The organism is Aeromonas sp. 160P (assembly GCF_055193095.1).
Genome location: NZ_JBUXKV010000001.1, coordinates 1,271,244 through 1,282,500, shown reverse-complemented (window position 1 = coordinate 1,282,500; position 11,257 = coordinate 1,271,244). Strand labels below are relative to the sequence as shown.

The 11,257-nt window shown below is 57.4% G+C and carries 9 protein-coding genes (1 of these 9 running past the window's edge); 3 read left to right on the top strand and 6 right to left on the bottom strand.

What is annotated here, in order from left to right; genetic code table 11:
- Window positions 1–94, bottom strand: the start of a protein-coding gene (locus ACY8FN_RS06070; RefSeq protein WP_463099480.1) for a helix-turn-helix domain-containing protein. The gene continues 476 nt to the left of window position 1, outside the view; 94 of the gene's 570 nt are visible here — the first part of the coding sequence; the start codon lies at window positions 92–94; its stop codon lies beyond the left edge, outside the window.
- 119 nt (window positions 95–213) lie between these two features.
- On the opposite strand from ACY8FN_RS06070, the gene ACY8FN_RS06065 reads away from it, so the two are divergent.
- Window positions 214–1,374, top strand: a complete 1,161-nt coding sequence (locus tag ACY8FN_RS06065) for a benzoate/H(+) symporter BenE family transporter (RefSeq protein WP_463099479.1) — start codon at window positions 214–216, stop codon at window positions 1,372–1,374.
- A 136-nt stretch (window positions 1,375–1,510) separates the two neighbouring features.
- Window positions 1,511–2,575, top strand: coding sequence for a DUF3103 family protein (locus tag ACY8FN_RS06060; RefSeq protein WP_463099478.1), 1,065 nt, complete (start codon window positions 1,511–1,513; stop codon window positions 2,573–2,575).
- Between the two features lie 69 nt (window positions 2,576–2,644).
- Here ACY8FN_RS06060 and metF read toward each other — a convergent pair whose 3' ends face one another.
- Entirely contained in the window at window positions 2,645–3,535 is an 891-nt protein-coding gene (gene metF / locus ACY8FN_RS06055) for a methylenetetrahydrofolate reductase (protein WP_033138589.1), read from the bottom strand.
- A 330-nt stretch (window positions 3,536–3,865) separates the two neighbouring features.
- On the opposite strand from metF, the gene ACY8FN_RS06050 reads away from it, so the two are divergent.
- Complete coding sequence (locus ACY8FN_RS06050) at window positions 3,866–4,666, top strand: GNAT family N-acetyltransferase (protein ID WP_463099477.1); 801 nt, start codon at window positions 3,866–3,868, stop codon at window positions 4,664–4,666.
- A 75-nt stretch (window positions 4,667–4,741) separates the two neighbouring features.
- On the opposite strand, the gene ACY8FN_RS06045 is transcribed toward ACY8FN_RS06050, so the two are convergent.
- From ACY8FN_RS06045 to ACY8FN_RS06030, 4 genes are all read right to left on the bottom strand, one after another.
- Window positions 4,742–6,196 (bottom strand): ABC transporter substrate-binding protein, encoded by a 1,455-nt coding sequence (locus ACY8FN_RS06045; protein WP_463099476.1) that lies wholly within the window; start codon window positions 6,194–6,196, stop codon window positions 4,742–4,744.
- 8 nt (window positions 6,197–6,204) lie between these two features.
- Entirely contained in the window at window positions 6,205–8,184 is a 1,980-nt protein-coding gene (locus ACY8FN_RS06040; RefSeq protein WP_463099475.1) for a HAMP domain-containing methyl-accepting chemotaxis protein, read from the bottom strand.
- Between the two features lie 226 nt (window positions 8,185–8,410).
- A complete protein-coding gene (locus ACY8FN_RS06035; protein ID WP_139717542.1) occupies window positions 8,411–9,004 on the bottom strand; it encodes an OmpW family outer membrane protein in 594 nt (197 codons plus the stop codon).
- Window positions 9,005–9,462: 458 nt separating this feature from the next.
- Window positions 9,463–11,139 (bottom strand): sensor domain-containing diguanylate cyclase, encoded by a 1,677-nt coding sequence (locus ACY8FN_RS06030; RefSeq protein WP_463099474.1) that lies wholly within the window; start codon window positions 11,137–11,139, stop codon window positions 9,463–9,465.
- Window positions 11,140–11,257 lie beyond the last annotated feature (118 nt).

The window sequence follows — 11,257 nt, the reverse complement described above, 5'->3', positions numbered from 1 at the left end:
CACCCGTTTCGCGCGCAGCGGCATCCAGGCTCCAGCCTCGCTCGCTGCGCAGCCCCTTCAGCCGGGCGGCCAGATGCTGACTCATCTCTTGCATAACGGCCTCTTTATTACTCTTGCATGATGCGCCTTGTGCGCTATAACGCACAAGGCTATAGTCAAAACCAGATTGTACGTAATAACGCACAATGCGTCACAACGCCAAGAGGAAGAGTCATGCCCTTCGCCCTCCCCCACCTGGTCGCAGGCTTTATCGCCGTGCTGGTCGGCTACACCAGCTCCGTTATCCTGATCATCCAGGCCGCCACGGCGGCTGGCGCAGATACAGCCCAAGTCGCCTCCTGGCTCTGGACGCTGGGGATCGGCATGGGGGTGAGCTGTATCGGCCTCTCTCTCTATTACCGCATGCCCGTACTGACCGCCTGGTCCACCCCGGGCGCAGCCCTGCTGATCACCACGCTGGGTAACTTCACCTTGGCAGAAGCCATTGGTGCCTTTGTGATCTCCTCCCTGCTGATCACCCTGTGTGGCATCAGCGGCTGGTTCGACCGTTTGATGAGGCATATCCCAGCTCCGCTGGCCGCCGCCATGCTGGCTGGCGTGCTGCTCAGATTCGGGCTGGATCTGTTCAAGATCGCCCCGCGAGATCCCTTGCTGCTTGGCACCCTGCTGCTGACCTTCCTGCTGGGGCGTCATCTCTGGCCCCGCTATACCATGGTGCTGGTACTGGGAGTGGGGATGCTGATCTGCAGCGTGCGGGGGGATGTGCAGCTGGCAGCTCTGCACTGGCAACTCGCCAGCCCGGTCTGGACATGGCCAGCCTTCTCCCTTGATGCCCTGTTTGGCATTGCGCTACCGCTGTTCATTGTCACCATGACATCGCAAAACATGCCGGGGATCGCCATCTTGCGAGCCCATGGCTATCAGCCTGCCACCTCCTCCCTGATCAGCTGGACCGGCCTGACCGGCCTGCTGCTCGCTCCTTTTGGCGGTTATGCCTTCAATCTGGCCGCCATCACCGCCGCCATCTGCATGGGCAAAGAGGTCGACCAGGATATCAAGTGCCGCTGGCCTGCTGCGGTCTGGGCGGGTTGCTTTTATCTTGTGACCGGCTGTTTTGGCGCGACCGTTGCCGCCCTGTTTAGCGCCTTCCCGGCCGAACTGATCACCTGCGTCGCCGGATTGGCTCTGCTAGGCACCATCGGCAGCAGCCTGCACTCTGCCTTGCAACAGGATGAAGCTCGAGAAGCGGCGCTGCTTACCTTCATCATTACCGCGTCCGGGATCAGCCTGCTCGGCATCGCGGCGGCCTGCTGGGGTCTGCTCGTCGGACTTGCCTTGCACTGGCTTCATTTATATCGACAAGGAAATCAATGAGACCTCAAACCGTGATGACCTGCGCAAGATCCAGATAAATTAATTCACAGATGAAACTAATTGCCCTTTAGTGGTGTCAGGACACCACTCTTCCCGGACATGGTGCCCTGTCAGGTTCATGCAGCGGAGAACAATAATGAAACATCAGGCTTTCATCATGTTGTTGGCGCTTTTGGGCGTCAGCACGGCACACGCGGCCGACACGGACAGGGAGCTGGCTCGCCAGCTCGCACTTCAGCAGAAAAACCTGCTGCCCCTGCTGAGCAATCAGCAATACCAAAGCCCGCTTCCCAACCTGCTGCAAAAGGCCAGCCCGCGCCTCAAACGGCAGGCGACCGATGCCAACCAGGCGGCCATCAGCAGGCAAGGACTGGATGGCGAGGTCAAGCAACTGATGCAGTTGCGGCTGGCCAACACCGATCAGGCCGCCGCACTGCAACAGGGCGTCGAACCGCTGGTCGCTTATGTGCCGAGTGGGGATGAGAAGAGCTGGAGCGCCATTGAAGCGTTCGACAGCGCTGGCAATCCCGTCTATCTGGATGTGGACAAGGCACCGGCCCGGCCGGTTCTGGTGGTCGAAGCCGATCCCGTCAAAGCCAAGAACGCAGGCTTGAAGGTGATGCGCAAAGCGCTGGCCGATGCAGATCTGCAAAGCGCCCCGCGAGTGGCGGCCAACACGGCGCCGCTCAAGACCAGCATCCTGAAAAAGATCAGATTGAAGGATGATAAGGAGCCCTGGCTGCTCGGCGCGGCCGAAGTGTATGCGGTAGTCGCAGGGATTAATCCCAGCCGGGATGAGCCAGTGGTCGATATTGTCGACATGCCCTACCTCGACTATGACAACACCGATTACACCCCCAACCAGATCCTTGTTTACTGGGATCGCTATCGCTGGGGTGCCGTCGACATGGTAATGATGGAGCAGGATGACAACGTCAACTACAAGGAGCTGAGCGCCCTGCTGATTGAAGCCCTCAAACTCGGCTTTACGGCAGGTGGGGTACCGGAAGCGCTACCCTTCCTCGATCTCGGTGGTCGCATCGTCAAGGCGCTGCCCGACTCTTGGATGACCAACAACGACGACTATCTGGATACCTTCTACACACTGGAACAGGATCAGGTCTATCACCAGTATCCGGGGGTTGCCGGTAATGCGGTTATCAGTCTCGAGCCAAAAGAGATCGCCCCGACCAAACCTTGATCATCGGCCATAACGAAAAAGCCAATGAGCAACTCATTGGCTTTTTGCGTTTGGAGCTGTGACCACTGGTCAGCCCTTGGGACGAACCCCCAGGGTATGGCAGATGGCATAAGTCAACTCGGAGCGGTTCAGGGTATAGAAGTGGAAATCCTTCACCCCCTCCTGACTCAGCACGCGCACCTGATCGATGGCGATGCTCGCCCCCACCAGATTGCGGGTCATCTGATCGTTATCCAGCCCCTCGAAGCGCTGATGCATCCAGCGCGGGATCTTCACGTTGGTGAAACCGGCAAACTTGGCCAGCGTCTGGTAGTTGGAGACCGGCAGGATCCCCGGCACGATTTCGGCATCGATACCGATGGCGGCGCAGCGATCCCGAAAGCGCAGATAAGTCTCCACATCGAAGAAGAACTGGGTGATGGCGCGGTTGGCACCGGCATCGATCTTGCGCTTGAGGTTGAGCAGATCGGATTGCGCACTCTTGGCCTCCGGGTGACCTTCCGGATAGGCGGCAACCGAGATATCGAAATCGGCCTCTGACTTGAGCAGGGCAACCAGATCGGTGGCATACATATCCGGCTTGTCCAGCCCCTGCGGCAAGTCACCGCGCAGAGCCACGATATGACGAATACCGCTGTTCCAGTAGTCGCGGGCTATGGTGCGCAGCTCGTCGCGGCTGGCATCGATACAGGTCAGGTGCGGCGCCGCAATCAGGCCGGTCCGCTCCTTGATGTCCTTGATCACCTTGTGGGTGCGATCCCGGGTGCCGGAGTTGGCGCCATAGGTGACGGAGACGAACTTGGGTTCCAGCACTTTCAGCCGTTCGATGGACTGCCAGAGAGTATTCTCCATCCCTTCACTGTTGGGCGGAAAAAACTCGAAACTGACCGATATATCGCCATTCAAATCAGCCAAGCTCTGGTTGAGCGCCTCAACCTGACGTGCACTGTGAAATCCCATCTGCTCTTCTCCCTGTCCTGCAATCCATTTACATACGTCAAAACGGATGTTTGGACGTCTAAACGTCTTTATATGTATGGTGAAACCGGGACAAAGTCAACAGAGATTTACCTGTCGCCCAATACTGGGAATATCATATTTACAAAATTAACGGTAAGTAACCGAAAAGTGCCCATCCCAAATTTGCGACAGTCGCGTTATGATGGGGCCAGATCGTCCTGGACGTTCTGAATCTGCGTGTGATTGTTTGGCCGGAGGTTTCTCCGGCCCCTTTTTCATCTATTCCTTACTCCTGCCGATAATAAAATGAGTCTTTGCAGGAGCACCATCATGGATACCCACCCCGGCTTTGCCACCGACTTGCTGTTCGATCGCTATCAGGGCGAAGTCGTTAGGCACGATCAGTTCTGGGCGGTTCGCACACCGGATGCTCCCGACTACTACTTCGGCAACTACCTGCTGCTCCCCACCCCGCCCAGCGACCGTGACAAAGGCTGGCTGGAAGCAACGTTTGATCAGCTGATCGGCCAGGATCCCAGAGTGCGTCACCGCACCTTTCAGTGGCCACTGGCGGCAGGGCAAAACAGCCGGATCGCCGGTTTTGTCGCAACGGGATACCAATACATGGAGTGCGTGGTGCTGGCACTGGATAAGCAGAGCTGCCCGCTCCCCAACGACGACATGGACAAGGCTCAGGCACGCCCCTTCACCATTGCTGACTGGTCTGAGTGGCTCGACTTCGAACTCCATGAGCGGGATGAGGGGCACTCGGAACAGAGCTATCTCCCCTATCTGCAATCCCGCCAGGCGCTCTATCAGGCCATGATTTCCGATGGGCTTGGGGAGTGGTGGGGGATCTGGCAAGAGGGGCAACTGGTCGCCAGCTGTGGCCTCTTCTTTTGCGGCACGCTGGGGCGTTTCCAGTTGGTACGCACTCACCAGGCGTGGCGCAACAAGGGGTTATGCCGCCAGCTGCTCAGTCAGGTGGCCCGCGCAGGATTGTCCCGCGCCACACAGCTGATCATCGTGGCCGACGAGCACTACCATGCCCAACGAATTTATCGCGCTCTGGGATTCACCCCGGTAGCCCGTATCGGCAGCCTCTGTCGCTGGCCGCGCGAAGCACAATAACGCCGCACACTGTGACAACCACTGATAAATAAAACGGGAGGCTGATGCCTCCCGCTGGTTATTGATGCTGATGACTTATTGCTGCGGCGCTTCCAGCTCATTGGAGAGCGCCTGCTCCACCTCAGCCGAAGGCACCGGTAATGGCGCCGTCGCCGCGGATGCGGGCTCAGTAGGAGTAACGACTGGAGCCACTGTGGCGGGAGCCTCACTGGTCGCAGGTGCTGCCGAGACAGCCGCCGGCGCTGCAGGGGCCGGGGGGGCCGCATCACACTGACAATCCGCGCTCTTGGCCTTGCTGCCCTGATGAGGGGCGTACCAGCCCTTCAAGCCACCTTCCAGTCGATCCGCGGCGGCCTTGGGCTCCATCTTGCCAAGCAGCACTGCCTGACTCACCTCGGCCAGTTCATCCCCCAGCTTGGGCGTACCACGGGAGAGGATCTGGGTCGCCACCCGAATGGTCGAATCACACTGATCGCGCCACTCCATCATCTCTTTGGCCGCCGGATTGGTGACATCGAAGAAGTGGTTGGAGAGGGAGAAGAATCCCGGCAGCGAGTTGGTATAGAGCTCGGCAAATTGCGGCGTGGCAAGCCACTGCAGGAAGGCCATCGCCCCCTCTTTGTTCTTGCTGGCCGGATTCAGCCCCATACCGATATCGGTGTGGTCGGTAAAGAAGCAGCCATCCCCCTGTTTGGCCACCGGCGGACGCATGACGCCAAAATCGACCTTGCCGGTGAAGGGTGCAATCTCCCAGGATCCAGCCACGTAGAAGGCAGCCTTACCCGAGGTGAACAGCTCGTTGCTGGTCGCATAATCACGGCTCTCGCCCCCTTCACCGAGGTAGGAGCGCCAGCGCGCCAGCTCGTCGAACACCTTCACATATTGCGGGTTGTCGAGCCGCTCCTGCCCGCCGATCAGCGCCAACCGGCCGTCCTCTCCCTTCCAGTAGTTGGGACCAATATTCTGGAAGCCCAGCTCGGAGGCGACCCAGCTCTCGGAGCCGCTCATCGCCAGCGGCACATAACGACCATCGGCTTTGACCTTATCCAGCACCGCAAAGAACTGGTCGCGGGTTTGCGGCAAGGTAAGCCCCAACTCACTGAAGATCTTCTTGTTATAGAAGAAGCCATGGATCACCGAGGCCATCGGCACGCAGAAGGTCTGGGCACCGGAATCCGTCTGCCAGGGTGACTGGGCAAAACTCGGGAAGTTCTCCATCCCCGCCATTTCGGTCAGCTCGGCCAGATGGCCCGCCTTGAACAGGGCGAGCGAGTCATCAAACGGACGACAGGTGATCAGATCCCCCGCCTTGCCCCCCTTGAGGCTCTCCCACAGGGTCGGCATGTAGTTGACGTTCTGCACCGGGTGAAAACTCACCTTGATGCCGGGATGCGCCGCTTCAAACGCCGGGATGATCTTCTGCTCCCATAGCGCCTTGTCATCGGTTCGCCAGCTTTCAATCACCAGCTCGCTGGCCATCAGCTGGCCACACAACAGGAGACTCAGGGCTCCAATCCACTTTTTAGACATAAGCCCTCCTAGACCTTGAAATGTGCGATCAATTGCTGCTGTTTGGCGACCAGCTCTGCCAGCACTTCACTGCTGCTGGCGGATTCGCGCGCCTCCCGCTCGGTCTCGTATGCCACATCGGCAATACCGGCGATATGACGAGCAACCCCCTGACTGACGGAGATCTGCTCCTGAGCGGCATGGGCCACCTGATCGGCCATCGCCTTGATGGCCCCCATCCTCTCGGCAATGGATTGCAGCGCCACATCCATTTCGCGGGTCTGCTCGACACAGCTTTGCGTCTGCTCCTGGCTGCGCCCCATCACCTCGACCACCAGCTTGCTGGAGCTTTGCAGGTTCTCAATCATCCTCTGGATCTCTTCGGTCGAGGTCTGGGTACGATTGGCCAGCGCCCGCACTTCATCTGCGACCACCGCAAAGCCGCGACCGGCATCGCCAGCACGAGCCGCTTCGATGGCGGCGTTCAATGCCAACAGGTTGGTCTGTTCGGCAATGCTGCGGATCACATCAAGGATGCTGCCGATGTTGTTGCTGAACTCACCCAGCTTGTAGGTAATGCCGACCGCCTCTTCCATTGCGCCAGCCAACTGCTCGGTGATCTTGCGAGTGGTGGCCACTTTCTGGCGGCCACTGCGTGCCTCGTCATCGGCCAGATCCACCTCGCGCTTGGTGCCATCGGTAGAACGAGCCACCTCGGTGGCGCTCACTTCCAGCTCGGTAATCGCGGCAGCCACCTGATCGGTCTGGCTCTTCTGCTCCTGTACCCTAGACATGGCCCGCTCGCTGATCTCGGCCGCTCGGCTCGCCTCATCCACCAGATGGCGGGAACCCGCATTGATTTGAGAGAGCAGCTCGCCGGTCTTGCCAGCCAGCGTGTCGATGGAACGGGAGAGGTTGCCAAACTCGCAACTGCTGCGGTAGTTGATGCGGCGAGTCATGTCACCGGCCGCCATGTAGTCCAGCTCCCTGTTGATCATCTGTAACGGACGCTGAATGCTGCGCGCCGTGGTATAGCCGATCACCAGCGCAGCAGCAGCTGACATCGCGGCAACCACCAGGATCCAGAAGCTGGCACTGCTGACCGCCGCATCGGCGTTGATCCGGCTATCGCTGGCGATGGCACCGGCGGATTTGCCCATCTCGTCCAGCAAATTCAGGCTGTTGGCCAAGCTGGCATCCAGCTGCTGATTTTGCGTGGCCAGCGACAACTCCAGTTGCTGGGCCTGACGCATGGTCGCCAGCAAGCCCTGAGCGCCGAGCGCCAGCTCCTGCATCCGATCCAGATTGGAGACGAAACGCGCCTTCACATCATCCGGCACCAGCACCCTTTCCAGACGCTTGCGGGCCATCTCGATGTCCTTGCTAAGCACCTTTTCCAACTCATTCAGGTCGGTTTTGGCATCGGCCCGGCGGATATTCTTCAGATCGCGGGCAATGCCGGAGGTAATCAGTTCCGCCTTGTTGCGCATGGAACGTTTGCTGGCAGTCTGTTGCAGCAGCAAATCTGCCGCCCACTGGTAGGTATCCTCAAGGCGGATAAATTCCATCTCCAGCTTGTGGCGCTGATCTAATGCACTAACCCACTGCCGATGCTGGGCCAGCACCTGATCCGCCAAGCCATAGAATTGCGTGGTGGCACTCTCGACCTGCTGGAAGCGGGCGCGGGCATCTGCCACGCCGGTGAATTTCCCCATCTCCTGACTTAGCTGGGCGAAGCGGTTCTGCTGCTCCTTAAACTGATTGGCCAGCTGCGGCAACTGGGCGGCATCTTCACTGGTGCGATAGACCAGCACCCAGCGGTTGCTATCCTGCAGAGCCCCCTTGAGACCTGCGACAGCCACCACCAGCGGGGTTGCCCGGTCAGATACGGCAGAGAGGCCGTCGTTTATACCCTTGATTTTAAAGGTACTGATCACGCCAAGCAGGATCAGCAACAGCAGCATCAGCACAAATCCGGCGATGATCCGCTGCACAATAGATAAACCCATGGAGACATCCTCGCTCATTGGGGGAAGGTAGAGTGAACATAGTCACTATCGGCAGGGGTGGCGAATAACTGAGAGAAAGCGATGGGTATTTAATTGATTTGTATCGGGTTGCTCACAAGCTGGAAAATATAAGCCAAGCGAAAAAAGCCCGGCACAAGCCGGGCTGAAAGAGACGTACTTTGCTATCTCCCGCGATCCATTCAGAACCGCAGTCAGAATCGAATCATTAGAAGCGGTAACCCGCACCAACCATAAAGACCATTGGGTCAATCTTGGTTTTGATTCCATCTGCACCGTTTACATGCACATCAGTGTCGATATCCATGATCCAGGCAGAACCGTTTACAAACCAGCGGTCAGTGATCGCCATGTCGATACCAACTTGACCAGCAACACCCCAAGAATCATCCAGGCTCACATCGCTGTTGGTCAGAGGGCCACGACCTTTCTCGTCAAAGAAGTTGGTGTAGTTGACACCAATACCAACGTACGGACGAACCTTGCTCTGGGCATCGCCAAAGTAGTATTGAGCCATCAGGGTTGGCGGCAGGTGTTTGACCTTAGCCACTTCGGTATCGCCAATCTTCACTGAATGGGAGAATGGGGTCGCAGCCAGCAGCTCCACGCCGAAGTTATCTGTAGCCATATAGGTCAAAGTCAAACCCAGCTGGGCATTGTCATTGATTTCAAAGCTGTTACCACTGTCTTGTGGAGACACAACAGCCAAACCACCACGAACCAGAATATCGCCAGCCTGATGGGCCATGGCGAAAGGAGAGGTCACTGCAGCGGCAATCATCAGAGGAAGTAATTTTTTCATCACGTAATCCCTTTTTTTGTTTTCATTTGATGCTGTAAGCCTGCTGACTATAGAACCATGTAAACACAAAGTTATTGACTTGGAGCAAAGGTTGCACAGAAATAAATCGATTGCAGTGACATCTTTACGCGCCATCCCAATCTCGCTGAGCCCCCAGATAACAAGCCGCAGTGCCCATCTCGAGATGGCTGGCACTACCCGCACCCATTGCCAAAAGAAGCAAGCAAGCCACACCTTACAACCCCGCAGGGCGGCGATTAATTGTTGTTAACATTGGCAAATGAGCGTATTTTTGCGCCACACAAGTTATTGGGAAGTAATGGTTTATTTATGAAAAATGAGTCGAGATGGCAAAAGGTGGGGGCCTTTCTCGCGGCCGTGTGGGGAATCGGATCCTTTCTCTTTATCCTGCTCGGTTTTATTGTCGCGCTGGCCTATCTGGTATTGGTTCGGCAGGGTTAACCCGGATTTGCGGAGTGCCGCAGCGTGAGCCCCTCCCCTTCGACCAGCAGTTCCGGGCTCTTGTCCATCACCTCCCTGACAGACAAGCTGGCGACATAACCGCACCACCGATTGCGCCCCCCTTGCTTGGCCTGGTAGAGCGCCATATCGGCCAGTTTGAAGCTGTGGCTCCAGAATGAATCCGGGCACTCCGGGTGCAGGGGATAGCGACAATAGCCCAGTGACACAGTCAGCCATAATGGCTCCCCCTCCTTGCCAAAGCGGTGTTGCGCGACACGCTGGCGCAGATATTCGACCCGCAGCGCCAGCTCTTGCTCGTCATCCACCTGCAGCAGCAATAAAAACTCCTCCCCGCCCAGCCGGATAATTGGCTCGCGCTCTCCTGTCACCACCTTGCGCAGCAGATCCGCCAACTGTTTCAACACCAGATCCCCGATGTCATGGCCCAAGCGGTCATTGATCCGTTTGAAATGATCCAGATCCAGCAGCAATAACAGACAAGGCTGGGCCCAGTTGGCCTGCAACCAGCCATCCAGATAGCGACGATTGAAACAACGGGTCAAGGGATCGGTAAATGCAGCCAGTTCCATCTGACTGGATTTTTCCAGTAAATCATCGTGTTGCTGACTAACCTTGCTGGCCATCTCCCTGAACTTGCCGCTCAGGGTCGCCATTTCGGTACTGCTGTCGATATAGGGGATCAGATTGGCCTCTGGCCGCTCGCCAAACCGTTGCAATGCCACCACCAGTTGCTGCAAGGGGGTCAGCACAATCTCCTTGAGCCGGCACATGGCGATCATGACGCAGATAAAACTGATCAACAGCATGCCAATGAAGGTCCAGAGCGCCCCCTCCATGACGCCACTCAAGATCTTTCTCTCCTCCTCAATCACCAGGGTCAACACCGGCTGGTTATCGCTGTTGAGCAACCGCACCTCTCCCCTAAGCCGTGTAAACCCAAGGTCGATCAAACGATACGTTATTTGCGGTTTCAGCGATTTGAAGGGGGAGGTGACATCCAGGTTGGCATGGGAAATGGCCAGTGGCAGCATGGTGCGCTCCGATACCTGATCAAGATAGGCCTTATCGAGCCAGCGCACGACCAGCAAGAAACCGTTAAACGGTGCCGACTCGTCGCTGTTTCTGATCGGCTGCCACGAGTACATCAGCGGCCCCCACTGGGACGCGCGGATCCCGTGCAGATTGATGCCCCCTTGCGCCACCGAGCGCTCTCTTAACTGCTTTTTCAGTTCATCCAGGAAATAGGGAAACTGATCCGGGTTGACTCCCGGTGCATCGGGCAGCAGGGTGCGCGTCCAGATCTCGTAGCCACTGAGGTCCATGAAGCTCATCAGATTGAGGCTGAAGTCCCGCATCGGCATATCATTGAACAGATTGGATTCGATGAACGCCCTGTTTTTGTTGCCCATAAAGCGGTGGCTATCATCCCAGATGCCCCAATCCCGGCTAAATGCATCCAGAGCCGCCACATCCGCCTGCACAGCCTTGCTCACGCGCAGCAAATGATCCTTCATTCGTTGATCTTCAATCTGACTGGCTGCCGGAATTTGAGCCCACGCCAGCAGCAGCAAAAGCAGTAAAATAGCCCCCAGCCAGATAGGCATCATGGAGTAAGCCAACTGATGATCAATCGTGCGCGGAGCCTGAGCCATAACTCGATATATCCCTTACCATGACACCGTGATGCCAACCTGCCCGCATTACACGGGCCGCGCCTCCATGTTACCGATTTTTATAAAAAAAAGGGGCCAAAGGCCCCTCGATTATAAC

What these genes read in the sequence shown, in the direction of transcription:
- ACY8FN_RS06045 (WP_463099476.1), bottom strand. Translation starts at nt 6,196, where the DNA reads ATGTCTAAAAAGTGGATTGGAGCCCTGAGTCTCCTGTTGTGTGGCCAG.
- ACY8FN_RS06065 (WP_463099479.1), top strand. Translation starts at nt 214, where the DNA reads ATGCCCTTCGCCCTCCCCCACCTGGTCGCAGGCTTTATCGCCGTGCTG.
- ACY8FN_RS06030 (WP_463099474.1), bottom strand. Translation starts at nt 11,139, where the DNA reads ATGGCTCAGGCTCCGCGCACGATTGATCATCAGTTGGCTTACTCCATG.
- ACY8FN_RS06035 (WP_139717542.1), bottom strand. Translation starts at nt 9,004, where the DNA reads ATGAAAAAATTACTTCCTCTGATGATTGCCGCTGCAGTGACCTCTCCT.
- ACY8FN_RS06060 (WP_463099478.1), top strand. Translation starts at nt 1,511, where the DNA reads ATGAAACATCAGGCTTTCATCATGTTGTTGGCGCTTTTGGGCGTCAGC.
- metF (WP_033138589.1), bottom strand. Translation starts at nt 3,535, where the DNA reads ATGGGATTTCACAGTGCACGTCAGGTTGAGGCGCTCAACCAGAGCTTG.
- ACY8FN_RS06040 (WP_463099475.1), bottom strand. Translation starts at nt 8,184, where the DNA reads ATGGGTTTATCTATTGTGCAGCGGATCATCGCCGGATTTGTGCTGATG.
- ACY8FN_RS06050 (WP_463099477.1), top strand. Translation starts at nt 3,866, where the DNA reads ATGGATACCCACCCCGGCTTTGCCACCGACTTGCTGTTCGATCGCTAT.